General features: G+C 63.9%; 25 protein-coding genes and 1 pseudogene. 9 read left to right on the top strand and 17 right to left on the bottom strand.

Annotated elements, in window-relative coordinates:
* Positions 1 to 122: 122 nt before the first annotated feature.
* The 4 genes from VHC04_RS21755 to VHC04_RS21740 all read right to left on the bottom strand — a co-directional run bounded on the left by VHC04_RS21755 (position 123) and on the right by VHC04_RS21740 (position 3,164).
* Positions 123 to 908, bottom strand: a complete 786-nt coding sequence (locus VHC04_RS21755; protein ID WP_325684834.1) for an ABC transporter ATP-binding protein — start codon at positions 906 to 908, stop codon at positions 123 to 125.
* A complete protein-coding gene (locus VHC04_RS21750; protein ID WP_325684833.1) occupies positions 905 to 1,672 on the bottom strand; it encodes an ABC transporter permease in 768 nt (255 codons plus the stop codon). The genes VHC04_RS21755 and VHC04_RS21750 overlap by 4 nt, the downstream gene beginning before the upstream one ends.
* Positions 1,669 to 2,637, bottom strand: coding sequence for an aliphatic sulfonate ABC transporter substrate-binding protein (locus VHC04_RS21745; protein ID WP_325684832.1), 969 nt, complete (start codon positions 2,635 to 2,637; stop codon positions 1,669 to 1,671). Before VHC04_RS21745 ends, VHC04_RS21750 begins: the two co-directional genes overlap by 4 nt.
* 116 nt (positions 2,638 to 2,753) lie before the next feature.
* Positions 2,754 to 3,164 carry a VOC family protein gene (locus VHC04_RS21740; protein ID WP_325684831.1) on the bottom strand — a complete coding sequence of 137 codons (411 nt, stop codon included), beginning with the start codon at positions 3,162 to 3,164 and terminating at the stop codon, positions 2,754 to 2,756.
* A gap of 112 nt (positions 3,165 to 3,276) precedes the next feature.
* On the opposite strand from VHC04_RS21740, the gene VHC04_RS21735 reads away from it, so the two are divergent.
* Positions 3,277 to 4,056, top strand: a complete 780-nt coding sequence (locus VHC04_RS21735; RefSeq protein ID WP_325684830.1) for an ABC transporter ATP-binding protein — start codon at positions 3,277 to 3,279, stop codon at positions 4,054 to 4,056.
* Positions 4,057 to 4,218: 162 nt separating this feature from the next.
* Here the strand turns inward: VHC04_RS21735 and VHC04_RS21730 are convergent, their stop codons facing one another.
* From VHC04_RS21730 to VHC04_RS21700, 8 genes and pseudogenes are all read right to left on the bottom strand, one after another.
* On the bottom strand, positions 4,219 to 5,094 hold the full coding sequence (locus tag VHC04_RS21730; RefSeq protein ID WP_325684829.1) for a TauD/TfdA dioxygenase family protein: 876 nt from the start codon (positions 5,092 to 5,094) through the stop codon (positions 4,219 to 4,221).
* 102 nt (positions 5,095 to 5,196) lie between these two features.
* Positions 5,197 to 5,919, bottom strand: coding sequence for an acetoacetyl-CoA reductase (gene phbB / locus VHC04_RS21725; protein WP_325684828.1), 723 nt, complete (start codon positions 5,917 to 5,919; stop codon positions 5,197 to 5,199).
* Between the two features lie 82 nt (positions 5,920 to 6,001).
* Positions 6,002 to 6,856 carry an LLM class F420-dependent oxidoreductase gene (locus VHC04_RS21720; protein ID WP_325684827.1) on the bottom strand — a complete coding sequence of 285 codons (855 nt, stop codon included), beginning with the start codon at positions 6,854 to 6,856 and terminating at the stop codon, positions 6,002 to 6,004.
* 30 nt (positions 6,857 to 6,886) lie between these two features.
* The gene (locus tag VHC04_RS21715; protein WP_325684826.1) at positions 6,887 to 7,909 is read right to left on the bottom strand and encodes an NADP-dependent oxidoreductase; all 1,023 of its coding nucleotides are present in this window, start codon (positions 7,907 to 7,909) and stop codon (positions 6,887 to 6,889) included.
* Positions 7,910 to 8,117: 208 nt separating this feature from the next.
* Positions 8,118 to 8,318, bottom strand: a complete 201-nt coding sequence (locus tag VHC04_RS23160; RefSeq protein ID WP_413789129.1) for a cold-shock protein — start codon at positions 8,316 to 8,318, stop codon at positions 8,118 to 8,120.
* A 144-nt stretch (positions 8,319 to 8,462) separates the two neighbouring features.
* Positions 8,463 to 8,690, bottom strand: a pseudogene (locus tag VHC04_RS23155) (cold-shock protein); the annotation flags it as partial.
* Positions 8,691 to 9,054: 364 nt separating this feature from the next.
* On the bottom strand, positions 9,055 to 11,040 hold the full coding sequence (locus VHC04_RS21705; RefSeq protein WP_325684824.1) for a phosphatidylglycerol lysyltransferase domain-containing protein: 1,986 nt from the start codon (positions 11,038 to 11,040) through the stop codon (positions 9,055 to 9,057).
* A 66-nt stretch (positions 11,041 to 11,106) separates the two neighbouring features.
* Entirely contained in the window at positions 11,107 to 12,699 is a 1,593-nt protein-coding gene (locus tag VHC04_RS21700) for a lysine--tRNA ligase (RefSeq protein ID WP_325684823.1), read from the bottom strand.
* A 131-nt stretch (positions 12,700 to 12,830) separates the two neighbouring features.
* On the opposite strand from VHC04_RS21700, the gene VHC04_RS21695 reads away from it, so the two are divergent.
* Entirely contained in the window at positions 12,831 to 13,580 is a 750-nt protein-coding gene (locus VHC04_RS21695) for an SDR family NAD(P)-dependent oxidoreductase (protein ID WP_325684822.1), read from the top strand.
* Between the two features lie 4 nt (positions 13,581 to 13,584).
* Here the strand turns inward: VHC04_RS21695 and VHC04_RS21690 are convergent, their stop codons facing one another.
* The 4 genes from VHC04_RS21690 to VHC04_RS21675 form a co-directional block, all read right to left on the bottom strand.
* Entirely contained in the window at positions 13,585 to 14,442 is an 858-nt protein-coding gene (locus tag VHC04_RS21690) for a phytanoyl-CoA dioxygenase family protein (protein ID WP_325684821.1), read from the bottom strand.
* Positions 14,443 to 14,522: 80 nt separating this feature from the next.
* Positions 14,523 to 14,726, bottom strand: coding sequence for a YgaP family membrane protein (locus VHC04_RS21685; RefSeq protein ID WP_325684820.1), 204 nt, complete (start codon positions 14,724 to 14,726; stop codon positions 14,523 to 14,525).
* Between the two features lie 11 nt (positions 14,727 to 14,737).
* Entirely contained in the window at positions 14,738 to 15,172 is a 435-nt protein-coding gene (trxC, locus tag VHC04_RS21680) for a thioredoxin TrxC (protein WP_325684819.1), read from the bottom strand.
* A complete protein-coding gene (locus VHC04_RS21675; RefSeq protein WP_325684818.1) occupies positions 15,169 to 16,461 on the bottom strand; it encodes an NAD(P)/FAD-dependent oxidoreductase in 1,293 nt (430 codons plus the stop codon). The genes trxC and VHC04_RS21675 overlap by 4 nt, the downstream gene beginning before the upstream one ends.
* Before the next feature lie 87 nt (positions 16,462 to 16,548).
* On the opposite strand from VHC04_RS21675, the gene VHC04_RS21670 reads away from it, so the two are divergent.
* From VHC04_RS21670 to VHC04_RS21655, 4 genes are read left to right on the top strand one after another with little or no spacing between them, the layout of a single operon-like run.
* Positions 16,549 to 16,884, top strand: coding sequence for an ArsR/SmtB family transcription factor (locus VHC04_RS21670; RefSeq protein ID WP_325684817.1), 336 nt, complete (start codon positions 16,549 to 16,551; stop codon positions 16,882 to 16,884).
* Between the two features lie 29 nt (positions 16,885 to 16,913).
* A complete protein-coding gene (locus VHC04_RS21665) occupies positions 16,914 to 17,276 on the top strand; it encodes a rhodanese-like domain-containing protein (RefSeq protein ID WP_325684816.1) in 363 nt (120 codons plus the stop codon).
* A gap of 30 nt (positions 17,277 to 17,306) precedes the next feature.
* Positions 17,307 to 18,299 (top strand): efflux RND transporter periplasmic adaptor subunit, encoded by a 993-nt coding sequence (locus VHC04_RS21660; RefSeq protein WP_325684815.1) that lies wholly within the window; start codon positions 17,307 to 17,309, stop codon positions 18,297 to 18,299.
* Positions 18,296 to 21,496, top strand: a complete 3,201-nt coding sequence (locus VHC04_RS21655; protein WP_325684814.1) for an efflux RND transporter permease subunit — start codon at positions 18,296 to 18,298, stop codon at positions 21,494 to 21,496. The genes VHC04_RS21660 and VHC04_RS21655 overlap by 4 nt, the downstream gene beginning before the upstream one ends.
* Positions 21,497 to 21,517: 21 nt before the next feature.
* Here the strand turns inward: VHC04_RS21655 and VHC04_RS21650 are convergent, their stop codons facing one another.
* A complete protein-coding gene (locus tag VHC04_RS21650; protein WP_325684813.1) occupies positions 21,518 to 21,853 on the bottom strand; it encodes a metalloregulator ArsR/SmtB family transcription factor in 336 nt (111 codons plus the stop codon).
* A 240-nt stretch (positions 21,854 to 22,093) separates the two neighbouring features.
* On the opposite strand from VHC04_RS21650, the gene ettA reads away from it, so the two are divergent.
* The 3 genes from ettA to VHC04_RS21635 all read left to right on the top strand — a co-directional run bounded on the left by ettA (position 22,094) and on the right by VHC04_RS21635 (position 25,889).
* Complete coding sequence (gene ettA / locus VHC04_RS21645) at positions 22,094 to 23,773, top strand: energy-dependent translational throttle protein EttA (RefSeq protein WP_325684812.1); 1,680 nt, start codon at positions 22,094 to 22,096, stop codon at positions 23,771 to 23,773.
* Between the two features lie 143 nt (positions 23,774 to 23,916).
* Positions 23,917 to 25,146, top strand: coding sequence for an OpgC family protein (locus VHC04_RS21640; RefSeq protein WP_325684811.1), 1,230 nt, complete (start codon positions 23,917 to 23,919; stop codon positions 25,144 to 25,146).
* Positions 25,143 to 25,889, top strand: coding sequence for a hypothetical protein (locus VHC04_RS21635; RefSeq protein WP_325684810.1), 747 nt, complete (start codon positions 25,143 to 25,145; stop codon positions 25,887 to 25,889). The genes VHC04_RS21640 and VHC04_RS21635 overlap by 4 nt, the downstream gene beginning before the upstream one ends.
* Positions 25,890 to 25,908: the final 19 nt, after the last annotated feature.

The following is a 25,908-nucleotide window of genomic DNA, read 5'->3' as shown; positions in this document are numbered from 1 at the left end:
ATCCAGAATGTCCGACGGTCTCGAGGCAAGGCATAGCGATCGCGCCCATCAATGATGCCGGATCAATATAACCGGTAAGGCCCCGACGGAAGGGGGCTCGGCAACCCGCCGTTGCATTTGGTTCAAATCCAGGCCGGCACGCCACCCTCACCGACACGCCGCGCGGGATCTTCCGCCAGGGACCGATTGATCGCCCGCAGCACGTTCCGCTTCATCAGATCGAAGGCCGGAGCGAGCCGGTCGCGTGGGCGCGCCAAATCCACCGCCATCACTTCCTGCACCCGGCCGGGATGGGGACGCATCACCACGATCCGGTCTGCCAGCACCACTGCTTCCTCGATATCGTGGGTCACCATCAGGATGGTCGGCCGCAGTTCGCGCCACAGATCCAATACCAGATCATGCAGCGTGCCACGCGTAAATGGGTCCAGCGCCGAGAATGGTTCATCCAGCAGCAGCACGCCGGGATGCCCGATCAGGGCGCGGGCAATGGCGACACGTTGCTGCTGACCGCCCGACAACTCACGCGGCCAGCGTTTCGCGGCGGCAGGCAGGCCGATGCGGGCCAGCAGCGAGTCGGCCCGGCTTTGGCGCTCGGCCTTCGGCAACCGCTTGCCACCGAAGGCGATATTGCGGGACACACTCAGCCACGGCAACAGCCTTGGCTCCTGGAACACCGCACTGATGGCGGGATGTGTGCCGAGCAACGCCTGACCATCGACACTGATCGCCCCGACGGAAGGCTTGTCCAGACCAGCGATGAGCCGCAACAGCGTGGTCTTGCCGCAGCCCGACCCGCCCAAGATCGCCACGATCTCCCCGTCATCGGCGTGCACATCGACACCGCGCAGTGCTTCGGTGCCATCGGCGTAGGTCTTGCCCAGGCCGCGTATGTGCAGTGCCGTCATAGCGACAGCCTGTGCGTGTCCTGCCAGCGCAGGACGGGGCGGGTGACGTGCACCACGGCGCTGTCGCAGGCCTTCCCAAGCAATGCGAAGACGATCATGGCCACCAGGATCGAATCCGCCCGGCCCATCTGCTGTCCGTCCAGCAGCAGATACCCCAGCCCTTCGGATGCACCCATCAGTTCGGCCGCCACCACGAACATGAAGCCGAGACCGAGCCCGGTCCGCAGCGAGGCGACCCATACCGGCATCACGGCCGGCCAGGTGATACGCAGCGCAATCCCCCAGCGGGACAGGCCGAATACCCGTCCGACCTCGACCAGTTTGCGGTCCACGCCCTGGATCGCGGTCAGCAGGCCGAGATAGACCGGGAAGAATACCCCCAATGCGATCAGCGCGAGCTTGGAGGTTTCGAAAATCCCCAGCCACAGGATGAACAGCGGCACCCAGGCGATCGACGGGATCGCCCGCAACGCCTGGATGGATGGATCCAGCAAGCGCAACGCCCAGGTACTGGCGCCGCACAGCATCCCGAACAGCGTCCCCGCCGCCGCGCCGATCAGGAAGCCCAGCAGCACCCGCTGCATGGTGGCGGCGACATGCGTCCACAACTCACCGGAACGGGCCAGGGTCCATGCCGTCTGGGCGAGGCGGGATGGCGGCGGCATCAACCGGCCCGGTGTCAGGCCGTGCCGTACCGCCAACTCCCACGCAACCGCGAAGGCGATCGGGATGATCAATCCCACCAGCCAGTCCGGCAGCTTCATGCGCCAATGGCGTTCCCGAAGGAGGGATCGATCATCGCGCCGGTGGTCGCGGCAATATCAAGGTCCGCCGCCAGCACAGCGGCCTGCTGCAGCGCCTTGCCGGCAGCGATGATCGTTTCGGCCTGCTTCGGTCCGATATGTCCGCTGGAGATATCCGTTCGCTGCAATTGCAGCGCGATCACGGCATCCGGCAGCTTCGTGGCGGTCACCAGCGCCGCCTGCAACTCCGCCGGATGTTCCACCGACCAACGCCGCGCCTTCTCATAGGTGGCAAGGACACGACGCACGATCTCCGGGTTGGCTGACGCGAATTCCTCGCGGACGTTCAGGATGCCCCAGGTGTTGGCGTCGGGGTTGCGGTAGAATAGCCGGTCTCCGTTCTCCACCTCCGCGGCGGCCATCATCGGGTCCAGCCCGGCCCAGGCCGCGACATCGCCGCGGTCCAGCGCCGTTCGTCCGTCGGGATGCTGCAGCAGCACCAGCTTCACGTCCTTCTCTGACAAGCCGGCGCCCGCCAGCGCCCGGATCAGGAAAATATGCGGATCGGTCCCCCGCGTCACCGCTATACGCTGGCCTTTCAGATCCGCGACCGTCTTGATCGGGCTGCTCTTCTGGGCGACCAACGCCGTCCATTCAGGCCGGGAATAGACATAGATCGACTTGATCGGGTTGCCGTTGACCTTGCCGATCAGCGCGGCCGCTCCCGCCGTGGAGCCAAAATCCAATGAGCCTGCGTTCAGGAATTCCAGCGCCTTGTTCGATCCGGCCGATTGTACCCAGCGGATGGCGATGCCATCCTTGGCGAATTCCTGCTCCAGGAGCTTCTGATCGCGCAGCACCAGGCTGACCGGATTGTAGGTTGCCCAGTCGATCCGAATCTCGGTCGGGGCGGCGCCACGAGCCGGAACGGCCAGCGCGGCAAGGGCGGCGGCGCCAAGCGCGCGCCGGGTCAGGGCGAAGGTCACAGATGTCTCCTCACTCACAAAGTGCGCCAAAAGAGCCGTTTTCTCCCTCAGCGCAAGACCTGAAGCAAAGGAGGGTAAATATTTTCCCTTATCCCGGGCATGGAAGTTTGTTTTTGCTACGAAGAGGAGCGGTCCTGCACCAGTTCGACCATGATGCCTTCCGGCCCCCGGATGAACGCGAGATACGTGCCGGCATCCCGGGTCAGCGGACCGATGGCCACGTCCGCGCCTTTCGCCCGCAACTCGACGATCGCGGCATCCAGGTCCGGAACCGTGAAGCCGATATGCTCGATGCCATAGTAGGGAAATGCCGGCGCCGGCGTCATCGGATCGTGCGGATGCGCCGGCGCCACCAGGATCTTCTGCCCGCCTGCCTGAATCAGCACGCGCATCTGGCCCGGATAAAGGGTTCCCGGCGGATAGGTGCCGCGGCGGACCTCGGCGCCGAACATCGTCTCAAAGAACCGGCCCATCCCGTCGGGATCGTGCGCACGGATATGGACGTGATCGAAGCTGAATGTTCCCATCCGCGGAGCTTACGGCATGCGCACGCCGGCTTGTAGAGCGCGCGGCGCATCCATAGAGTGCCGCGGTCAAGGGCCGAGGGAACGGCCCACCACCGGGAGGCTCGCCAGGCGCATGTCCGATCGATCGAATCCGCTGCTGTCGGTCCGCGGCATTACGCTGCGTTTCGGCGGCGTGGTGGCGCTGGATGACGTCAGCTTCGACGTCATGTCAGGACAGATCGCCGGCCTGATCGGTCCGAACGGGGCTGGAAAGACCACATTGTTCAACTGCCTGAGCCGCCTGTACCAGCCCAGCGCAGGCGAAATCCTGTTTGAAGGGTCGTCACTGCTGGCCGTGCCCCGCCACCGTATCGCGGCCGTGGGGCTGGGACGCACCTTCCAGAATGTCGCCCTGTTCGACCGCATGACGGTTCTGCAGAACATCCTGGTGGGCCGGCACAGTCAGACCCGGTCAGGCTTCGTCACGGACGCCTTCCGGCTTCCCCGGGTGGGACGGGAAGAAGCCGCCGCCCGCCGCAAGGCGATGGAACTGGTCGACTTCATGAACCTGGACCCCTACGTCAACCACACCGCCGGGGGACTGCCCTTTCCGATTCGCAAGCGCGTCGAGCTGGCGCGCGCGCTGGCGGCTGAACCCAAGCTGCTGTTGCTGGACGAGCCTGCTGCGGGCCTGAACCACGATGAGGTCCATGTGCTGGAAAACCAGATCCGCCGTTTGCGGGATCTGCAGGCTGTGACCGTCCTGCTGGTCGAGCATCACATGAGCCTGGTGATGTCGGTCTCCGACAAGGTCGTGGTCATCAATTTCGGCCGCAAGATCGCAGACGGCACGCCTGAGGCGGTGAGGCAGAATCCGGCGGTGATCGAGGCCTATCTGGGCCGCGCGGCCTGAGGGGGCAGCGGCCGTCCCTGCCGTCACAGCGACAGCGAAGGCCGCCTTCCACGCCGCGTTCGAAGAGCACGGTGCAGACCGGACCTGTGACGGCGTCGCATGCGGGGCTTTGGCCCGGCATGCGGATCAGCCCCTCCACGAATGCTGCCTGCGCATCGGAAATCAGAACGGCTGATCACCACAAATCGTGATGCGGTGCATGATCCGGGTCTCGGCCGGGTAGTCGTTGACCGCGAAATGCTGGGTGCAGCGATTGTCCCAGAACGTCAGCGTGCCCGGCTGCCAGCGCACACGCACGGTGAATTCCGGCCGAACCGAATGTTTCATGAAAAAATCAATCAGCGGCTGGCTTTCCTCGTCGGTCATGCCGTCGAAATGCTGAACGTGGCCGCCGATGTACAGCGCCTTGCGCCCCGTCTCGGGATGCGTACGGACCAGCGGGTGGACGCTGGTGGTCTGTACATTGCCCGGATCCTTCACCTTCATCTCGCTCATGGTGTCGGCATAGCGGTCCTTGCGCGACCGGCCATCGGCCTGCTTGAAATTGTCGCCCACGCAAACCGTGCGCAGCTTCTGCGCCAGCGCCTTCATGCCGTCCGATAGCGATTCATAGGCAAGGTACTGATTGGTGAACAGCGTGTCGCCGCCGGCCGAGGGCACTTGTTTCGCGTATAGCATGGTCCCCATGGCCGGACTGGGTGCAAACATCTGGTCGGTGTGCCAGGAACCGCCGAAGTTCTTCTTATCGGTCGGGCGCTTGATGATCGCCAGGATCTCCGGATAGTCGGGCATCCCTTGCATGAATGGATGCAGATGGATCTCACCCCATTTGCGGGCGAAAGCGAGTTGCTGATCCGGAGTCAACTCCTGGTTCCGGAACACGATCACCAGGTTGTCCAGCAGCGCCGCACGGATTTCCGCCAGAACGTCCTGCGGCACGTCCTTTGACAGATCGACGCCGCTGATCTCCGCCCCACCCGCGCCGGCGATCTTTTCGACGGTCAGATGGCGGTAGATGGTGTTGGCAGGCGCGTTCATCCGATCCTCCTCCTTGCTGGTTGAGGAAGATGATGACTCGCAACCCCGCGGATGGAAAGGGCCAGGGCCGGAGCGGCTCGGTGGCGCCCCGGCCCGGACCGATCAATACATGTGCTGGCCGCCGTTGATCGACAGCGTCGATCCCGTAATGAAATCGGCGTCGTCGGCGGTCAGGAAAGCCACGCCGCGGGCAATATCCTCGGCATGGCCCAGGCGTCCGACCGGGATCTTCGCCACGATCTTCTTCAGCACCTCGCCAGGTACGGCGCGGACCATTTCTGTGTCGACATAGCCAGGCGCGATCGCATTGGCGGTGATGCCATAGCGCGCACCCTCCTGCGCGAGCGCCTTGGTAAATCCGTGGATGCCCGACTTGGCCGCTGCGTAATTGACCTGACCATACTGGCCGGCCTGGCCATTGATACTGCCGATATTCACAATGCGGCCGAACTTCCGGTCCCGCATTCCCTCGAAGGTCAGCTTACACAGATTGAAGCATGAGCCCAGGTTGGTGTGCATCACCGCATCCCACATATCGCGCCGCATCCGCAGCAACGTGGAATCACGGGTGATGCCGGCATTGTTCACCAGGATCTCGATCGGACCGTGTTCCTTGGTGATCTGGGCCAACGCGACCTCACAGGCACCGAAATCGCTGACATCGAATTTGATGACCGGAATACCGGTCTCCTTCGTGAAGGCCTCGGCCGCCGCGTCGTTGCCGGCGTAATTCGCGATGACTTGCCGTCCCTGTGCCTTCAGGGCCTTGCTGATCGCCGCGCCAATCCCCCTGGTCCCGCCCGTTACCAGTGCAACACGTGCCATTCGACCCTCCCTTGATTGATTGTCACAGGCAAATTGTTCTTAGCACGCCGATGGATTCTGCACAGTCCTTACCGTACGGCAGTCATGCCTGCATGCGCTGCTTCAGTGCAGCCCACTGATCCAGCATCGGCAATATCTTATCCGCCGGTTCCGAAGGCAGGCTTGGGTAGACCATCTCCACACCCAGCGCGGCGTATCTCTCGATCAATCCGCGGTCGGGCGGCTGCGCGCCAATGATGATCGTCAGCGATGCCGGATCCCGGCCGGCCTCTTCGGCCATCTGCCGGAACCGGGGTATCACGTCGGTCAACGGCGCCGCCTTGGCGTTGGTCACCTGCGGCATCCAACCATCGGCGTAGCGGATGGCGCGGCGGGCGGAATAGGGAAAGGCTCCCCCGACCAGGATCGGCGGAAACGGTTTCTGCACGGGCTTCGGCCAGGCCATCACCGGATCGAAGTTGACGAACTCACCGTGATATTCGGCCTTCGACTTGGTCCAGATTTCCTTCATCGCCTCGATCCGCTCACGCGCCAGCTTGTGCCGCGTTGCGAAGACCGTGCCGTGATTCTCCATCTCGTCCTGGTTCCAGCCATTGCCAATCCCAAACAGAAACCGGCCATTGGAAACCTGATCGATCGACGCCACCAGCTTCGCGAGCTGGATCGGGTCACGCTGCGCCACCAGACAAACGCCGGTGCCCAGGCGGAGAGTCCTGGTGACCGCCGCGGCGACGGACAAGGTCACGAACGGATCCATCACGTCGTAGTATCGTTTCGGCAGATCGCCACCCAGCACGAACGGCGTCTTGCGGCTGACCGGGATGTGCGAATGCTCCGGCGCCCATAGCGTGTCGAAGCCACGCTCCTCCATCGCCGTCGCCATCTGCGCGGGCGTGATGGAGTAGTCGGTGAAGAACATCGATGCACCGAATTTCATCGTCTCTCCTCCCATCCTGCCGGCGCCTGTTCAGTCCGCCTCATGCGCGACCCGAACCAGCAGCTTGCCGAAATTCCGCCCATCCAGAATACCTGCCAGGGCGTCCGGTGCGTTCTCCAGTCCCTCGATGACGTCCTCGCGATAGGCCAGGCTGCCATCGGCCACCAGCGGCTCCGCCATGGCGCGCCATTCGGTGAGGCGCTCCGGGCGGTCGGTCACGATGAAGCCCTGGATCAGCACGCGCTTGCCGACGACAAAGCCCAGATTCGGTCCGGGTGGAAATTCCTGCGCATTGTACTGGGACACCATGCCGCACATCGCGACACGGGCGAACGGATTCAGCAGATTGAACACCGCCTGCTGCACGGCGCCGCCGACATTTTCGAAATAGCAGTCGATCCCGTTCGGACACGCGGTCTGGAGTTCCCGCTGCAGATCGAGTGAACGATGGTCGACGCAGTCATCAAAGCCCAACTTGTCCTGCGCCCACAGACACTTCTCCGCGCCTCCCGCAATCCCGACGACCCGAGCACCCGCGCGCTTCGCCAGTTGGCCGGCGACGGAGCCCACGGCACCGGATGCCGCGGAAACGACGAATGTCTCGCCTTGCCTCGGTTTGCAGATCTCGGTCACGCCAGCATAGGCTGTCGCACCCGGCATCCCCAGAATACCCAGATAGGTCGACAACGGAGCGGCGTCGGCACTGATCTTCGTAAGTTGGTCGGCCTGGCTGATCGTGTGCGTCTGCCAACCCCGCGCGCCCACCACGAAATCGCCCGCGTGAAAGCGCGGATCGCCCGACACCATGACCCGCCCCACGGTCTCGCCCGTCATCACCTCTCCGATCTGGACTCCCGCGGCGTAGGTCTGCTCCTCGCGCAGGCGTCCACGCATGTAGGGATCGATCGAGAGCCAAAGCGTGCGGGTCAGCACTTCCCCTGGATCGGGGTTGGGGATCGTCTCCTCAATGATGTCGAAGTCGGCGGCGGATGGTTCTCCCTTAGGCCGGCGTTTGAGGACGATGGAACGACGCAGATTATTGATACCGCTCATGATGTCCCTCGAATGGCGCGCCGAGAATGGCGCGCGCTGTCTGCCGCCGCGTGATTCTAGCCGCGGTCCGGCCAGGGTGCCAGCGCGGCGCTTGTCGGAGCATGGTGCGGGAAACCAGGCCACTCATGCGAAAAGCGGCCGGATCACGAGGATCCGGCCGCTTGTTTCTTGCCGATCGGCTGCGGCGGCGCCGCTGCCGGAAGAGGCGTCAGCTCAGTCGGATCGAGGCTGCCTCGGGGCCCTTGGCACCCTGCACGACGTCCATCCAGATGGTCTGGCCTTCGGCAAGTTGCATCACACCGGCGCGTTGCAGCGCGGAGGCATGCACAAACACGTCCTTGCCGCCTTCCGCCGGGGCGACGAAGCCGAAGCCCTTTGTGGCATTATACCACTTCACCGTCCCCTGCATCTCGACCGACGGGCCGGTTGGCGCACCGCGACGGGGGCCGCTGCTGCCACCGCCGCCGCCGCTTCCGAAGCCACCCGGCCGCGGACCGGAACGCGGGGCGTTCGGGGTTGCCGTGCTCTCATCTACCGAGAGGACTTCCGATACCTGACGGCCCTTCTGGCCCTGGCCGATCCGCACGCGCAGCGTAGCGCCGGGGCTGACCGCATTATGGCCGGATTGGCTGAGGGTATTGGCGTGGAGGAAAGCATCCCCCGATCCGTCGGACAGGGCGACGAAGCCAAATCCCTTTTCGGGATTGAACCATTTGACTGTCGCGTCATGCTCCGGTCCAAAACCGGCCGAAGAGGGCCAGGACGGTGCGGATCGCGGCATGTCGCCAGGCGGGGCACGGTCGTAGGCGAAATCATCGTCGAAGCCGCGCCGCCGGTTCGGGCGTCCGCGGCCACGGTTGGTCATGTTCAAGAGAAAATCGTCCCCATACTCACGCGTTGTATCTGGCCATCGCCGTCCAAGTTGGACGGCGCCGCCTGCTAGCCTCCCGCGCCCGACAGCGGAAAGGACCCTACAAGAAGGCGGCAAGATACCCGCCCACACGACCCCAAACCACCACCGATCATCACGACAGTGGGCCTTTATACCGCGGCACGTGGCTTTCGCCCATACCCCAATGCACGGATTCCGGGGCCGAACGATGAAAATCCGCTTGCACCCGCGCCGGCAGCATCCCAGGCTCGCGCTAAGCCGCAACCGGAGGTTTCATCGTCTGCGCCAGCCGAGGCAGCACTGGCAACAATTTGGACAGGTCGCGCTCCGCCACACAGGCCAGGTAATGCTCCGCCGCCATGGTTTCGTCATTGGTATCCGACGCGGGCATCGGCAACCCGTCTTCACCCAGCGGCAGGGCCGCCAGGCCGAGATCGCCATAAATATGAAGCAGATCCGGCCCCGCGCGCCAGATTGCGGCATCCAGGCCTTCCTGGGAGGCGAGGTCGCGCAACCGCCAGATGGCGGATACCCGGTCGCTCTCCTCCCCTACCGGATCGCCGATCCCCAGCAGCACGCTTTCGCAACGCCGGAACGGGATTGCCGACCGCCCGGCTTCCCCCATCACCACCCCATCGGCGGCCGGCGGCGGACAGGTTGAGCCGAACGCCTGCAGCAACCGACGGCTGTTATCGTCCCAAGGCAAAATCGCCACCTTGCCGGGCCGCACCAGGAGCCATAATGCGGTCAGGCCCAGGAACACGGCGATCCCGACAGCCAGACGAACGGAATTCGATACTTGCGGCGAGAGGATGATGGCCCAGAACGCATTGTTTTCCAGCAGCTGCGTCTGTGTCCTGATCAATGCCAGCCAGACCAGGCAGACACCCAGCACAATCAACGATAATACGTTGCGCCCCTGCAGCGGCCCGCTCAACAGGCTGGCGTGCCGGTAGAAGCAGGCTCTGAACGGCGCCAGAAGCAACGTGGTGGCGACCAGTGTACCCGACACCCACAGCCTGTTCGCCTGGGTCGCCGCGAAGGCGGCGCCAAAGATCAGCAGCGCGATGGACAGGCCCCACGCCAGATTGACCCGATGGGACAGGCCGATCGCCATGATCACCAGGCCCGCCCCGATCAGGGATGGGACGAATTGTCCGGCCTGCCGAGCGAAGTCGCCATAATCGGAGTCCAGCCAGCGATAATCCGTCTGCGGGGCCAGAATACCCAGCGCCAACATCAGCACCCCGCACAATGCGACGGTTCCGGTCGCCGCAGTGGCGGCGAAATCCGGCTCACTCCAACGGGCGACCGCCTGAACCGGCGGCAGCCGGCGCATGTACCGGAAGACACCACCGCCGCGCAAGATCAGTTCGTTGCCGGCAAACATGAAGCCGGCCAGGAACAGCGGGATGACATAATAGTACAGGCGAAAGATGAGGATCGCGCCGACGATGCGGGGCGCGCTGATATAGGGTTCCAGGCCGAACAGCATGGCGGTGTCGAACACGCCAATGCCGCCGGGCAGGTTGGCCGCCAGACCCGCGGTGTAGGACGCGACATACACGCCAAGGAAGATCAGCCAGGTCAGTCCCTCGGCCGGCGGCAACAGCGCGTAGAAGATGGTGGCCGTGACAGCCACGTCGACGGTCGCCAGAATGACCTGGACGATCGCCATCCGCCAGCCCGGCAGCTCCACCACATGACCAAACAGGCTGATCCTGCCGACAGCGCGGGACAAGGTGACGTAGCCCAGCACGATCAGCCACAGCCCGGCGCCAACGCCGTACAGCGCCGCGTGCGGCAAATGCTGACCGAAGAACGGGATCGACCCCGGTTCCACAAACAGGATCGCGCCGCCCAGCACCATGCCGCCCAAGGCGAAGGTGAGGCTGCAGAACGCCACCGTCTTGGCGATCTGCAGCGGAGTCAGGCCCCAATGTGCGTATAGCCGGTAGCGCACCGCGGCGCCGGACACGGCCGCGAAACCCAGATTATGCGACAATGAATAGGCGCAGAAGGAGGCGAAGGCGACCTTGCCGTAGGACACGGCGCGCCCGGCATAGATCGTGCCCAACCGGTCGTAGAATGTCAGGATGAAGTAGGAGAAGAACGTCCAGACGAAGGAGAAGATGAGCGCTGATTTCGGGATGTCGCTCAGGGCCGCTTCGATGTCGTGCAACTTCAGATGGCGGAACTCCCGCTGCACCACATACACGGCGCCGACCAGCAGGATCACGCCAATCACCGCCGGCAGATGCCTCAGAGCTCCTTTCAGACCGCTCTTGCCGTCACCTGCCATGGATCACGCCGCGTCCGCATGGCGGGTCAGCGCGGCCCGGACCAGGGCGATGGTTTCCGGAATTCCATATAGTGCAACGAATCCGCCAAAGCGGGGACCTTCCTGCTGGCCGAGCAGGACCTGGTATAGGCAGCCGAACCACGCCCGCAGTTCTGGGAACGCGTGGCGCTTGCCAACCTCGAACACCGCGTTCTGGATCGCCTCGGCGGAGCTGTCGGCGGGTAATGTGCCCAAGGTCACGGCCAAATCCTCCAACGCCTCACGCTCATTGGCATCCGGGTCGCGGTAGCGCTTCGCCGGGCGCACGAAATCCCGGTAATAGGCGATTGCGTGGTCGACCAGCCGCGCGAGCAACGGTTCGGTGTCCGGACCGGCGCCTGGGACATAGCGGCGGATGAAGCCCCACAGAATCTCGGCCGATTCGGCGTTCACCACGCTGGCCAGGTTGAGCAGCATGGCGAACGAGACCGGGCTGCCCGCATGGTCGGGAAGTTTGCCGGCATGAATGTGCCAGGTTGGGTTGGTCCTTGGGTCCTGGGCGGTCGGCGCTTTTTCTATATTGGCAATGTACTCGTCCACCGCCCGGGGTATGACGTCGAAATACAGCCGCTTGGCGCGCTGCGGCTGGTTGTACATGAACTGCGCCAGCGACACCGGCGGGCCGTAGGTGAGAAAATCCTCGACCGATAGGCCATTGCCCTTGGACTTGCTGATCTTCTGGCCTTCCTGGTCCAGGAACAGCTCATACGTCATGCCTTCCGGCGGCAGTTTGCCCAGGATGCGGCAGATCCGGCTGGACAGCTTCACGGAGTCGATCAGGTCCTTGCCCGACATCTCATAATCGACGTCCAGCGCGTACCAGCGCATCGCCCAGTCAGCCTTCCATTGCAGCTTGCAGGCGCCACCCTTCACCGACGTCTCATAACGCTTGCCGTCTGCCGGATCCGTCCACATCACGGTCGCGGCCGCGGGATCGATTGCGTCCATCGGCACCTGCATGACGATCCCGGTGCCCGGGTGAATCGGCAGGATGGGGGAATAGGTCGCTCGCCGTTCCGCCCCCAGTGTCGGCAGGATGACGGCCATGACCTCCTGGTAGCACTCCAGAACCCGGACCAGGGCGCCGTCGAAGCGACCGGCGGCGTAGTAGTCGGTCGAGGATGCAAATTCGTACTCGAACCCGAATGAATCCAGGAACGACCGCAGCCTGGCATTATTGTGCGCCCCGAAGCTCTCATGCGTGCCGAACGGATCGGGGATGCGGGTCAGCGGCCTGCCGAGGTGCTGTGCCAGCATGTCCTTGTTGGGCACGTTGTCCGGCACCTTGCGAAGCCCGTCCATGTCATCGCTGAACGCCAGCAGCCGCGACGGCAGACCGGTCAGTTCCGTAAAGGCGTGCCGCACCCATGACGTCCGCGCAACCTCGCCGAATGTGCCGATATGCGGCAGACCGGAGGGACCATACCCGGTCTCGAACAGGGCTTGCCGTTTGCCGGTGCCAGCCAGACGCTTGATGACCTTCCGGGCCTCCTCGAAAGGCCAGGCCTTCGGGATGTCCAGCGGACCGGCAGGGACGTTGCGGACTGTGTCTGACATGGCGCGAAGCTAGGTACGCCCCCGGTCAAGGTCAATCGCAAGCATGGCAAGGGCACGCGGGGTGGTGGTCATGGACATCTTTTCACGCACGCAGGATGCTGCCGGTCAACACACATTATGGAGGAAACACGATGACGCCGTTGCCCCTGCCTGCCGCCCTGTCGCTGCACGACAGGCACGTGCTCGTCACCGGCGCCGCCAGCGGGATCGGCAAGGCGACGGCCCTGGTACTGGCTTCCCTGGGCGGCCATGTGGTGGCGACGGACCGCGCCCCGCTGGCGGAGACGCAGGCGGCGATCGAGGATGCGGGCGGCAACTGCTCGACCGTGCAGGGCGATCTGACGGACGATGCCTTCATCGCTGCCCTGTTCGCGGACCGGCGCATCCATGCGCTGGCCCATTGCGCCGCGATCCTGGAAGGCCGCCCCTGGCATGAGGATGCCAAGTGGCATGAGCGGTTTCACCGGGTGATGGATATCAATGTTCGGGTCCCGCTTCAGCTCACCTGGGCAGCGATCGAGCACATGGCGGAGCATGGCGGTGGCCATATCGCGCTGGTCGGGTCGGTGGCCGGCAAGACCGGTGGCACCTCGCTCAGCACGCCACCCGACTATTCGGCCTCCAAAGGGGCGGTTCATGCGCTGGTGAAATGGCTGTCGCGCAACGCCGTCGGCCGCGGTGTCATGATCAACGCGGTGGCGCCAGGTCCGGTCGAGACGCCGATGACGCGCGGGTCCAACCTGGGGCCGCAACTGCCGCTTGGGCGCATGGGACGGCCGGAGGAATTGGCCTGGCCGATCGCCTTCCTGTGCACCAGCGCCGCCAGCTATCTGTCCGGCGCGATCCTGGATGTAAACGGCGGCGCCTTCGTGGGGTCGTGAAGACCTACTCCGCCGCTCTGGCAAAGCGGGCGGCATGCCTGTCGACCTGGATGCGGTAATTTGCCCTGTAGCGGTCGGTCGCCGTCTGATGGAGGGCCAGGGCCGCCGCATCCCGTTCGCCGCCACCGGGCTCGACCAGCTCGAAATGGCCGTACCGGTCCTGCCCGCGCGCCAGCATCGCCAGGCAGCGCACATCGCTGTCGACCCGCGCGTGCGGCGGCACGTAATTGATGCCAATTCCGACCCGCCGATGCGCCGCGTGATTCGGGGCGGAGCGGTGGATCGCCAGTTCGTGATGCAGGGAAAACGACCCGGCCTGCAGCGCCATCGCCGTCGGATCCGCTTCGTCGAACGGTTCCACGATCGTCTGCCCGGCTCGATTGATGCTGTTGGGCAGGCCCTTGGGCGCGTGGTGATACAACCTCGGACGACCGTGAAAGGAAAGCTGCTCCATGCATCCCGCTTCCCGGCTGGCGTCGGTCAGCGCCACCCAGGCACAGACCGAGACGTTCGGCTCCATGCCAAAATAGCCTCCATCCTGGTGCCAGGCGGCATAAGTCGCCGACCCTGGCTCCTTGATGAAGAAGGTACTGGTCCAGACCAGGATGTCAGGACCGATCACGTCCTCCACCGCGTCCAGGATTTTCGGATGCCGAGCGAGATCAGCGAGCCAGGGCGCGTGATAGTGGCCGTGGGATCGCCATTTGGGATCGGCATCGGCGACGGGGCCGCCCAGCTCGGCCTCCAGGCGCGCGAGGCCGTCGAGACAGGTCTGGATTTCCGTCCGAGTCAAAGCAGGGATCGGAAACAGGAAGCCGTTATGGTGGAAGAAATCGGCCTGTTCCCGGGTCAAGGCTTTCATGTCCATCCTCCCTGGTTCTTGTCCCAGGGAGTCTGCCGCAAGCGGGGCCCCGCGTCACCTGCCCGGTCCAGTGATGTCGGTCAGGTGAAGACAGCGCCAGGACGCGCGCCCAGCGCCTTGAACAGCATGGCGGCCGGGCAAAACCCGGTGAACGATGCCTGAATCAGATTCAAACCGATGAAGACGGTCAGCAGCACGAACCAGGCACTGATCCAGATGGTCAGCGCCACACTGGCCAATACCATGCCACCGGCAAATGCCATCACGGCACGATCGAGCGACATTGTTGTCTCCATCAGAGATTATTGCGGGTCCATGCCACGATCGCGTCCGCCGCCATGGCCCCGGCCGATTGTGCCACCGGCTGGCCATTGCGGAACAGGTACAAAGCCGGGATGCCCTGAACCCTCAACCTGGCGCAGGTGGCCTGGGCGTCGTCGGCGTTCAACTTGAGCAGCCGGACTTCGGGTTCCAACATCGCGGCAGCTCGCTCAAACTGCGGCGCCATGCTGCGGCACGGACCGCACCAGGGTGCCCAGACATCCAGCAGAACCGGAATGGAGTTCGCGCGCAGATGCGTGTCCAGCATCGCTTCGGTCACTTCGGTCGGATGCGCGGTGAACAGCGCGCTCTTGCAGCTGCCGCAGCGTGCGGCAGCGGCCGGACGGTCCACCGGCACGCGATTGATCGCACCGCAGACCGGACAAACGATCTGGTTTATGGTGGTCATGACTGGACCTGCTCCGCCGGTTCCCTGATCCGCTGGATGTCGAGCTGACCCAGAAGGAATTTCTCGTAGAACGGCATGCTCTCGCCGTTGCGGATCTTGCGAAGGAAGTATTTCTCAAAGACCGCCTTTGCAAGGTGCACCCATTTGCCTTTCGCCGACCAGTTGACGTTGCGTGGCGGAATCTGCGGCTGCGCCACGAAGGCAACGCCGCCATCGCCGAAATCGGCCAGACAGATCGCGTTCAGGGTGGCGCGGGCGTTCGGCTTCTCCCCTCGCACCAGCCTGCCGATATTCCGCGCTGTCGCCGTCACCATCGATTCGATCATGAACCTGGTTTTCGGCGTGCCGACCGGTACCGGTGTCGGCCCAACCGGTGGAATGGCGACGCACACGCCGATACCGAACACCTCGGGATAGGCCGGGTTGCGCTGATGCCGGTCGATAAGCACGAAGCCGCGGGGATTGACCAATCCCTCGATCTCCCGTACCGCGGCGATACCCCGGAACGGCGGCAGGATCATTGCGTACCTGTACGGCACTGTGTGGGTCCTCACGACCGCACCGTCGCCCCCGATTTCCTGCACCGCCATCTGGTCCGCGTCTATAGTGTCTATCCGGGCATTCGTCACCCACTGGATATGGCGGTTACGAAACTCGCTTTCCATCAGTGACTTAGTGTCGCCGACACCGTCGAGACCGAGATGGCCGATATATGGTTCCGGTGTCAGGAAGGTCATTTTCACCTGGTCGCGGATGCGGCGCTTGCGCAACTCGGTATCCAGGATATAGGCAAACTCGTAGGCTGGGCCGAAGCAGGATGCGCCCTGGGCCGCGCCAATAACGACCGGACCAGGCTTCCTGCAAAGCGCCTCGAACGCTGTATAGGCCTGCTGCGCATGATCGACGTGGCAGATCGATTGCGTGTGTCCCCGCGGGCCCAGGCCGGCGATCTCATCAAATGCGAGGTCCGGTCCGGTCGCGATCACCAGATAATCATAACCGACCATGCCGCCGTCATTCATGATCACCTGCTTGCGGTCGGGATCGACGCGCTGCGCACCCTGCGTCAGGTAGGTGACCTTCTTCCGGCGCATGACGGCGCTGGCATCCACCTCGATCTCACGACGCTCACGCCAGCCGAGGGCAACCCACGGATTGGAGGGAACGAAGTGATAGCGCGGCTCCTCCCCGATCAGGGTCAGTTTATCTTCCTTGCGCAGCCCTGGCAGAATCTCGTACGTGGCCAGAATGCCTCCCAGGCCGGCGCCCAGCACCACGATCTCAGCCATGATCTTCCTCCCGCATATCCGTCACATGTTCTTGACGTCACATTCGCAATATCGTAATTACGCAATATGGAATATGTTGGTCATGGGTTGATTGACCCGAAGCAGATGGCAGCCGCCGCCGAGGAAGCCAGCGAACTGCTGAAATCGCTCGCCAATCGTCACCGCCTGCTGATCCTGTGCCAACTGACGCAAGGTGAGCGGTCGGTCGGCGACCTCGCTGCCTTTCTGGACCTGCGGGATTCCACCGTGTCCCAGCATCTGGCCTTGCTGCGGCGGGAAGGATTGGTGCGGGCCCGGCGCAATGGTCAGACCATCTGGTATTCCGTAGCCAGCGATCCGGCACGACGCATCCTGGAAACGCTGTTCGATATCTTTTGTAAACCAAACGTTCCGTGCGCCGCGGCCGCGCCGAAAACGCGGTAGGCAAAAGCCAGGCAGGCAGGAGAATGATGATGTTCTGGAAGCGCGGGCCGGCTGCCGACGCGGCCTTCATGCAGGCCCTGACACCGCAGCAGCTGCGTGACGTCATGGCACAAGGACAAGTGGTCCTGGTGGATGTGCGGGAGCCGCCAGAGCATGCCGCGGAGCATATGGAGCATATTAGGGGTTCGCTGCTGAATCCGCTGTCGCGGTTCGATCCGGCGGCCTTGCCCGTTGCCGACAAGCAGGTCGTGCTATATTGCCGTTCCGGCGTGCGATCGCCGAAGGCGCTCGCTCGGTGCCGCACCGCGAGATCGCCGGTCACCGCGCATCTGGCCGGCGGATACTCGCATGGATGCAGGCCGGCCTTTCCCTCGTTTCGAAATGGCATCTGACCCGACGGAACCATTCGTATGAAAAGAGGGATGCTGGTGATCCTCGCGGCCGTTGCCGTGTGGACCCAATGGCCCGCCACTCGAGCCCACGCCGAAGCGCAGTTCACCGTGCGGCAATCTGACATCACGGATCAGAAAGCGGTCTTCGCCACCGTCGAAAGCCCCAACGTCGTCCCCGCCCGGTCGCGCATCGGTGGTACCGTCGCCAATCTCGCCGTCAAGCAGGGCGATCCTGTCACCGAAGGTCAAGTGATTGCCGTAGTCGGCGATGAGAAGCTACTGCTGCAGATCAGCTCACTGGACGCGCAGATCGCGGGTCTGCAATCGCAGCTGGCACAGGCGCAGATCGACTTCACGCGAGCCGAAACGCTGGCACGGCAAGGCGCCGGATCCCGCGCCGCGCTGGACCAGGCGCGGACGGCATTGGAAGTCGGCACGGCGGCTTTGCACGCGCGCAGCGCGGAACGCGCAGTGGCACAGCAGAATCTGGATGAAGGCAAAGTGCTGGCGCCGGTCGCTGGACGCGTGCTGACCGTTCCGTTGACCATCGGCACGGTCGTCATGAACGGTGACACCATCGCCACGATCGGCGAACAGCCGTTCAAACTGCGCCTGCGGATTCCTGAACGCCATGCGCTCTCGCTCAACGTCGGTGATCCGATCCGGATCAGCGCCCGTCAGCCGGGCGCCGGCAAGGACGCATCCGGTACCATCACGCTGATCTATCCGCAAATTCAGGACGGCCGTGTCGTTGCCGATGCAACGGTTACCGATATCGGTTCCTATTTTGTCGGGGACCGCGTCCTGGTGTGGATCAACGCTGGCACGCGGCCCGGCTTCGTTATCCCCTCCGATTTCGTGCACACACGCTTCGGCCTGGACTACGTGACGGTTCACCGTTCCGACGGGACCCTGGTCGAGGTGCCGGTGCAGCGAGGCGAGGAACGAACCGAACCCGACATCCCGAACGGACTCGAAATCCTCTCCGGCATCCAGCCGGGCGACGTGCTGGTCCGGCCATGAACCTCGGATTCTCCGGCCGACTGACGCAGGCGACGATCCGCTCTCCGCTGACACCGTTATTTCTGCTGTCGGCCCTGGCGGTCGGCCTGGTGGCGCTGCTGACCATCCCGCGCGAGGAAGAGCCGCAGATCAGCGTGCCGATGGTGGACATCCTGGTGCAAGCCAACGGGCTGAAGGCCGCGGATGCGGTGGAACTGGTGACCAAGCCGCTGGAAGCGATTGTCAAGCCGATCACGGGGGTCGAGCACGTCTACAGCCAGACCCAGGACGACCAGGTGATGGTCACCGTCCGGTTCGACGTCGGCACAAACGAGGACGATGCAGTCCTGCGGGTCAACGACAAGATCCGGGCAAATCTGGACAAGATCCCGATCGGGATCCCCGAACCGCTGATCGTCGGCCATGGCATCAACGACGTGGCCATGGTGGTGCTGACCCTGTCACCGGAGCCAACGGCCGCGGATCGCTGGACCGACAAGGACCTGTACGATCTGGCCGGCAAGCTGCGCAGCGAGTTGATCAAGGTCGACAATATCGGCACGTCCTACATCGTGGGATCCGGACCGGAGGAAATCCGCGTTGAACCCGATCCGGAAAAGCTGTCGCTGTTCGGCGTCACCCTGCAGCACCTGATCGGCAAGGTGCGCGACGCCAATCGCGAATTCGTCGCCGGTTCGGTGCGCGATGCCGGACAGATGCGCACCATTGCGGCCGGTCAGACGCTGCGCGGCGTGCCGGATATCGGCTTGCTGCTGCTGACCACCCGCGACGGCCGCCCGGTCTATATCCGCGATGTCGCGCAAGTGGTGATCGGACCCAGCACCGCGGAGCAGCGGGTGTGGAACCTGACGCCGACAGACAAGGGCTGGGCTCGGGCGCCGGCCGTCAGCCTGGCATTAGCGAAGCGGGGCGGCTCGAACGCGGTGGTCGTGTCGCAGGCCGTGCTCGATCGGCTGCAGACCCTGAAGCGAACGCTGATCCCGTCGGATATCCGGGTCGAGGTCACACGCGACTATGGCCGGACCGCCAACGACAAGGCGAATGAGCTACTGTTCCATCTGGGACTCGCGACCGTCTCCATCGTCGTGCTGATCGCGTTGGCAGTTGGCTGGCGTGAGGCGGTGGTGACGCTGGTGGTGATCCCCACGACGATTCTGCTGACGTTGTTTGCTGCGCGGCTAATGGGATACACGATCAACCGGGTCAGTCTGTTCGCATTGATCTTCGCGATCGGAATCCTGGTGGATGACGCGATCGTGGTGGTCGAAAATATCGCACGCCATTGGACCATGCGAGACGGTCGCCTCCGCGTGCAGGCCGCGATTGAGGCGGTGGCCGAGGTCGGCAACCCGACCATCGTCGCCACTCTGACCGTCATCGCAGCGCTGCTACCGATGCTGTTCGTTTCGGGAATGATGGGGCCCTATATGGCCCCGATTCCGGCAAACGCCTCGGCGGCCATGTTGTTCTCCTTCTTCGTCGCCATGATCGTCGCCCCTTGGCTGCTGTGCAAGCTGACCCCTGGTATCGCGCCGGTACATGACGAGGACACGAACGGCGAGGGCCGGCTCGGCCGATTATATCGGCGCGTCGCCACGCCGGTGCTGGCGACCAAGGCCAGGGCCTGGACGTTCCTGTTGACCGTGGGTGTCGCGACGATTGCCGCCTGCACACTATTCTACGTCGAGTCAGTCACGGTCAAACTGTTGCCTTTTGATAACAAGTCCGAGCTGTCAGTCGTGCTGAACATGCCGGAGGGCAGCAGCCTGGAGGATACCGAGCGGGTGCTGTTCGCTGCGGCGGATATCGCCCGTGGGCTGCCGGAGATCCGGTCTGTCCAAGTTTACGCCGGAACGGCCGCGCCGTTCAATTTCGATGGCCTTGTACGGCACTACTACATGCGCCAGTCCCCGGATCGGGGCGACCTGCAGATCAATCTCGCGGATAAGGCGGATCGCAGCCGCAGCAGCCACGCTATTGCGCTGGACCTGCGACAACGCCTGGGCGCGTTGAAGCTGCCCGACAACGCCACCATCCAGGTGGTGGAAGTGCCACCCGGACCGCCGGTGCTGGCGACGCAGCTGGCCGAGGTCTACGGCCCCGATGCGAAGACCCGCCAGGCCGTCGCCGAGGAAGTGAAGGCTCTTTTCAAATCGGTGCCCTTTATCGTAGACGTCACTGACTCCTATGGCCGACCGCGGCCCCGGCTACGGATCAGTATCAATCAGGACGAGCTGGAATATTTCGGTGTCGAGCAGAGCGACGTGTACGACACGATCCGCTCGCTGTTCGGCGGCTTACCGGTTGGCTATTCCTATCGCGGTGCGGAACGCGACCCGGTCGAGATCCGTATCGGCGTGCCCAAGCGCGACCTCAGTTGGGACCAGCGTCTGGCCTCCACCCCCGTGCCGGCGAACACACTGCCCGGCAATAAGACGGTCGTCGAGCTCGGCCAAGTCGTGCGTGCGGACCGGGAAGTCGGCTCACCCCTGCTGTTCCGGCGTGACGGCCACTTCGCGGACATGATCATGGCGGAGCTGGCCGGTGCCTATGAGGCCCCGATCTACGGCATGCTGGCGGTCGATAAGGCGATCGAGGCGCATGACTGGGGCAACCTGCCAAGGCCGACGATCAGCCTGCGCGGCCAGCCAATGGACGAGTCGAGGCCGACCCTGCTGTGGGACGGAGAGTGGGAGATCACATATGTCACGTTCCGCGACATGGGCGCCGCATTCATGGTGGCGATGCTGGGCATCTACGTGCTGGTTGTCGCGCAATTCCGGAGCTTCAAGCTGCCGCTGGTGATCCTGACGCCGATCCCGCTGACCCTGGTCGGCATCGTGCCAGGGCATTGGCTGTTCGGCGCGCCCTTTACCGCGACCTCCATGATCGGCTTCATCGCGCTCGCCGGGATCATCGTCCGCAACTCCATCCTGCTGGTCGATTTCGTCCGTCACGGCGCGCGGCCTGGCATGACCTTGCATGCCGTGCTGCTGGAGGCTGGCGCGATCCGCTTCAAGCCGATCCTGCTGACCGCATTGGCGGCGATGATCGGCGCGGCGACCATCCTGACGGACCCGATTTTCCAAGGTCTGGCGATTTCGCTGCTGTTCGGGCTGGCATCCTCGACCCTGCTGACTGTCCTGGTGATCCCGGCGATCTATGTGGTGCTGCGTGGTACCGAAACGCCGCTGTGATCTGTCTTTGGCCAGGTCGTGTCAGGACGTCTCGCAATACAGCCCGTGCAGCGTGTTCAGCACCGTTCGCACCTTGTCGTCGGCGATGCTGTAGTAGATCCGCTTGCCTTCGCGGCGCGTCGCCACCAGCCCCTCGGCACGCAGTACGCCAAGCTGCTGTGACAGGGACGGCTGATGAATGTCCAGGTCGCTTTTCAACTCTCCGACCGATCGCTCACCCTGGCAGAGTTGGCACAGCAGCAGCAGCCGATCCTCATTCGCCACCGCGCGCAGCAGCGCGGTCACGGTACGGACCGATGCCCGCATCTGGGTCAGGTCGACCTTGGTCTCGTTGTCGGTGGTCTCGTTGTCGGTCATGGCTGAACACTATATCAGGAGATATTTTATTGTCTAATAGATAGCCTGTGCCGCCACTGTCGCCGGCCGGCCGATTGGCGGTTGCAACCTCCGCCATCGCCCACCATCTCCGTGCCTTACCGGTAGTCCGAGCGTCTGACGTGGCCGGCGCCCAGGCCTTTCCCCGGCCTGGCGCCAGCGCCGCTATCCAGCCCTGATGCGGCGCGGTAAAAGCGGCCCCGAATTGCGAAGCGATGGATCATGGCGAGCTATCAATACGTCTACGTGATGAAAGACCTGACCAAGGCGTTCCCGGGCGGCCGGGAGGTCTTCAAGGGCATCACACTTTCTTTCCTGCCGGGCGTGAAGATCGGCGTGCTGGGCGTCAACGGCGCCGGCAAATCGACGCTGATGAAGATCATGGCCGGGATCGAGACCGAATTCGGCGGTGAGGCCTGGGCGGCTCCCGGCGCCACCGTCGGCTACCTGGCGCAGGAGCCGCCGCTGGATCCGACCAAGACGGTGGGCGAGAATGTCGAGGAAGCCTTCGCCGACCTGAAGGCCGCGCTCAACCGCTTCAACGAGATCTCGGCGAAGTTCGCCGAACCCATGAGCGACGAGGAAATGAATGAGCTGCTCGCCGAACAGGGCGAGCTGCAGGAGAAGATCGACTCGCAGGACGGCTGGGAGCTGGACCGCAAGGTGGACATCGCGCTGGACGCGCTGCGCTGCCCGTCCGCCGAGGCACCGGTCAGCAACCTGTCGGGCGGCGAGAAGCGGCGCGTCGCCTTGTGCAAGCTGCTGCTGGAAAAGCCGGACCTGCTGCTGCTGGACGAGCCGACCAACCATCTGGACGCCGAAAGCGTGGCGTGGCTGGAAAAGACACTGCGGGAATATCCGGGGACGGTCATGGTCGTCACCCATGACCGCTACTTTCTGGACAACGTCACCAACTGGATCCTCGAGCTGGAGCGCGGCCGGGGCTATCCCTTTGAAGGTAATTATTCCTCCTGGCTCGTGCAGAAGCGCAAGCGCCTGCAGCAGGAGGAGAAAGAGGAATCGGCCCGTCAGCGCGCTCTGGCAGCGGAATCGGAATGGATCGCCGCCTCGCCTCGAGCCCGCCAGACCAAAAGCAAGGCGCGTATCCAGCGTTACGAGGAGTTGCTGCAGAAGTCGCAGGAGCAGCAGGCGGGCGTGGCCGAGATCGTCATCCCGCCAGGTCCGCGCCTGGGCAGTACTGTCATCGAGGCCAAGGAACTGCGCAAGGCGTACGGCAACAACCTGCTGATCGACGACCTGACCTTCAAGCTGCCACCCGGCGGCATCGTCGGTGTGATCGGCCCGAACGGCGCCGGCAAGACGACGCTGTTCCGCATGATCACCGGCCAGGAAACGCCCGATGGCGGCTCGCTGCGCGTCGGTGACACCGTCAAGCTCGGCTATGTCGACCAGTCACGCGACAGTTTGAACCCTGACAGGACTGTCTGGGAGGAGATCAGCGGCGGCGAAGAAGTCATCTACCTGGGCAAGCGTGCCATCCAGTCGCGCGCCTATGTGGGGGCTTTCAACTTCAAAGGGTCCGACCAGCAGAAGAAGGTCGGCATCCTGTCCGGCGGTGAGCGCAACCGGGTCCATCTGGCGAAGATGCTGAAGACTGAACACAACGTGATCCTGCTGGACGAACCGACCAACGACCTGGACGTCGATACGCTGCGCGCACTGGAAGAGGCACTGGCCGAGTTCGCCGGCTGCGCCGTCATCATCAGCCATGATCGCTGGTTCCTGGATCGCCTGGCGACCCATATCCTGGCCTTCGAGGGTGATGCCCATGTCGAGTGGTTCGAGGGCAACTTCCAGGCCTATGAGGAAGACAAGCGCCGCCGCCTGGGCGCCGATGCCACCGAACCGCATCGGATCAAATACCGCCCGCTGGCACGGTGACACGAGCCGTCAGGGATCGCCGGAGCATGCCGTCCGGCGATCCATCACCCGGCCGACAGGCTGCTCATGCGCGCAATTCCGGTTGCATTCCGTCATGTGAGCACGCTTGCGTGGTGGCGGCGACGCGCTGATTCTCGGCCGGCATGTCGATCCGAACCGCATCCCGAGAGTTGCCTTCTCCACCCGCCGGGCATCCCGCCGCCGCGAACACCGCGGGCGTTTCGGCGCAGGAAGCGCGGCCGGACCGGCCTGCGCCACTCACACCGGCGAAGCGCCGCGACCTGCGTCTGGACTTCTTTCGGGGCCTGGCCCTGGTCTTCATCTTCATCGACCATATCCCCGACAATATTTTCGCCCGGTTCACCTTGCATAATATCGCGTTTTGCGACGCCGCCGAGATGTTCATCTTCATCTCCGGCTACACCGCCGCCCTCGCCTACGCGCCGGTATTCCGGCGCGAGGGGGTGGCGATGGGGATTGCCCGCATCTACCGTCGGGTCTGGCAGCTCTATGTCGCTCATTTACTGCTGTTCATGATCTTCAGCGCCGAAATCGCCTATACGGTGCGGGTGCATTACAATCCCTTGTTCGCGGATGAACTGGCCGAGGCGGACTACCTCAGCGGCCAGGGCGAAACCTTCATCCGTGTCCTGCTGCTGCAATTCCAGCCGACCCTGCTGAATATCCTGCCACTCTATATCATTCTGTTGCTGGGCCTGCCCGGGATGTTGCTCTTGATGCGCCGTCATGTTCTGGTTGGACTCATTCCATCAGCGATCCTGTGGGGGCTGGCGACGCTGCTACATTGGAACATGCCGGGATATCCCGCCGGGCGGTTGTGGTATTTCAACCCGTTCGCATGGCAACTCCTGTTTACGATCGCCATCGCGCTCAGCCTGTCGCGCGATCGGATCCGCCTGCCGCGCGCGCTGGTTCTCGCCGCCCTGGTTTTTGCGGCCGCCGCGGGTTTGGTTTCGCTCAACTGGACCCTGTCCAGTCTGTTTCCGCGCGTCCCCTCCCTGTTTCCGCTACCCGGCACGTGGTTCGACAAGACCGCTCTGCCGCCGCTGCGGATCATCAGCATCCTGGCCCTGACTGTCCTGGTCGCCGCCTGGATCCCACGGGACGCAAAATGGTTCGCAAGCCGGATCGGCTGGCCGGTTGTTCTGTGCGGGCGCAACTCGCTGGAAGTCTTCTGCCTGACCATCATCCTGGCGGTCATGGCCAATTTTGTCCTCAGCCTGGCCGGCTACAGTGTGACGGCGCAGTTGATCGTCAATCTGGGCGGGCTCGCCATCATGATCGGTTTCGCCACTCTGCTGAGCTGGTTCAGGGCCGGCGGCAAATGGCCCGTGCGGCCTGCCGCGACATGAGGCGACGCTGGTTTCTGACCGCCATGATGACGCCGCCGCTGCTGGCGCAGCCGCGCCGGGCCGCCGGTGCCGACCCGCCCGGCAGCGCCGTGCCGATCCCGGATGATTTCACCTTTATCGTCGAAAAGCTGGAAGCCGTGAGGGCGGCTGTCGACAGGCGGGCACTCACGCTGATGACCATCGTGGGCCCGATGACCGCCAGCAGCGCAGCGAAGGATCCGTCGCTGACCTATCCTGCGGTACTGGCGTCCCGGCTGAAGGCCGCATGGCCGGATGTGAGAGTACAATCAGGCCTGCTGCCAATCGCCCGTATGGAAGCAGCCCTGTTCCAGGCCAGCCTGGCGGCCGGATTGAGCCAGAAGACGCCGAATCTGGTGATCTGGGGCGTCGGCGGAACCGCTGCGGCGCGCGGTGACGATCTGGCTAGTTTTCACATCCAGCTTGCCGACGCCATCGCCACCACGCGCTCCGCCGGAGCGGACATGATCCTGATGACGCCACAATACGCACCGGTGGTCGCCCGGCTGATGAACCTGCCACCATACCGCGACGCGGTGTTGAAGGAAGCCCAGGAAGCCGCCGTCCCTGTCCTCGATCGATACGAACTGATGCGGTATTGGAGCGACAATGGCATCCTCGATCTCGACGCCCAGACCCAGACGGCACAAATTTCGGTTGCCCACACCGCGAACACCTGGATCGCCCGGCTGCTCGCTGATGGAATCGTCAAGGCAGTGGCTTAGAAGAGTGGCGTAGAATAAA

It is taken from the genome of Rhodopila sp., from assembly GCF_035548095.1.
Taxonomy (GTDB): domain Bacteria; phylum Pseudomonadota; class Alphaproteobacteria; order Acetobacterales; family Acetobacteraceae; genus Rhodopila.
This window is presented reverse-complemented; position numbering and strand designations above follow the sequence as displayed.

Coding starts and splice junctions, on each gene's coding strand:
- VHC04_RS21755 (WP_325684834.1), bottom strand. CDS start 908: ATGACGGCACTGCACATACGCGGCCTGGGCAAGACCTACGCCGATGGC.
- VHC04_RS21750 (WP_325684833.1), bottom strand. CDS start 1,672: ATGAAGCTGCCGGACTGGCTGGTGGGATTGATCATCCCGATCGCCTTC.
- VHC04_RS21740 (WP_325684831.1), bottom strand. CDS start 3,164: ATGGGAACATTCAGCTTCGATCACGTCCATATCCGTGCGCACGATCCC.
- VHC04_RS21735 (WP_325684830.1), top strand. CDS start 3,277: ATGTCCGATCGATCGAATCCGCTGCTGTCGGTCCGCGGCATTACGCTG.
- VHC04_RS21730 (WP_325684829.1), bottom strand. CDS start 5,094: ATGAACGCGCCTGCCAACACCATCTACCGCCATCTGACCGTCGAAAAG.
- phbB (WP_325684828.1), bottom strand. CDS start 5,919: ATGGCACGTGTTGCACTGGTAACGGGCGGGACCAGGGGGATTGGCGCG.
- VHC04_RS21720 (WP_325684827.1), bottom strand. CDS start 6,856: ATGAAATTCGGTGCATCGATGTTCTTCACCGACTACTCCATCACGCCC.
- VHC04_RS21715 (WP_325684826.1), bottom strand. CDS start 7,909: ATGAGCGGTATCAATAATCTGCGTCGTTCCATCGTCCTCAAACGCCGG.
- VHC04_RS23160 (WP_413789129.1), bottom strand. CDS start 8,318: ATGCAGGGGACGGTGAAGTGGTATAATGCCACAAAGGGCTTCGGCTTC.
- VHC04_RS21700 (WP_325684823.1), bottom strand. CDS start 12,699: ATGTCAGACACAGTCCGCAACGTCCCTGCCGGTCCGCTGGACATCCCG.
- VHC04_RS21695 (WP_325684822.1), top strand. CDS start 12,831: ATGACGCCGTTGCCCCTGCCTGCCGCCCTGTCGCTGCACGACAGGCAC.
- VHC04_RS21690 (WP_325684821.1), bottom strand. CDS start 14,442: ATGAAAGCCTTGACCCGGGAACAGGCCGATTTCTTCCACCATAACGGC.
- VHC04_RS21685 (WP_325684820.1), bottom strand. CDS start 14,726: ATGTCGCTCGATCGTGCCGTGATGGCATTTGCCGGTGGCATGGTATTG.
- trxC (WP_325684819.1), bottom strand. CDS start 15,172: ATGACCACCATAAACCAGATCGTTTGTCCGGTCTGCGGTGCGATCAAT.
- VHC04_RS21675 (WP_325684818.1), bottom strand. CDS start 16,461: ATGGCTGAGATCGTGGTGCTGGGCGCCGGCCTGGGAGGCATTCTGGCC.
- VHC04_RS21665 (WP_325684816.1), top strand. CDS start 16,914: ATGTTCTGGAAGCGCGGGCCGGCTGCCGACGCGGCCTTCATGCAGGCC.
- VHC04_RS21660 (WP_325684815.1), top strand. CDS start 17,307: ATGCTGGTGATCCTCGCGGCCGTTGCCGTGTGGACCCAATGGCCCGCC.
- VHC04_RS21655 (WP_325684814.1), top strand. CDS start 18,296: ATGAACCTCGGATTCTCCGGCCGACTGACGCAGGCGACGATCCGCTCT.
- VHC04_RS21650 (WP_325684813.1), bottom strand. CDS start 21,853: ATGACCGACAACGAGACCACCGACAACGAGACCAAGGTCGACCTGACC.
- ettA (WP_325684812.1), top strand. CDS start 22,094: ATGGCGAGCTATCAATACGTCTACGTGATGAAAGACCTGACCAAGGCG.
- VHC04_RS21640 (WP_325684811.1), top strand. CDS start 23,917: ATGTCGATCCGAACCGCATCCCGAGAGTTGCCTTCTCCACCCGCCGGG.
- VHC04_RS21635 (WP_325684810.1), top strand. CDS start 25,143: ATGAGGCGACGCTGGTTTCTGACCGCCATGATGACGCCGCCGCTGCTG.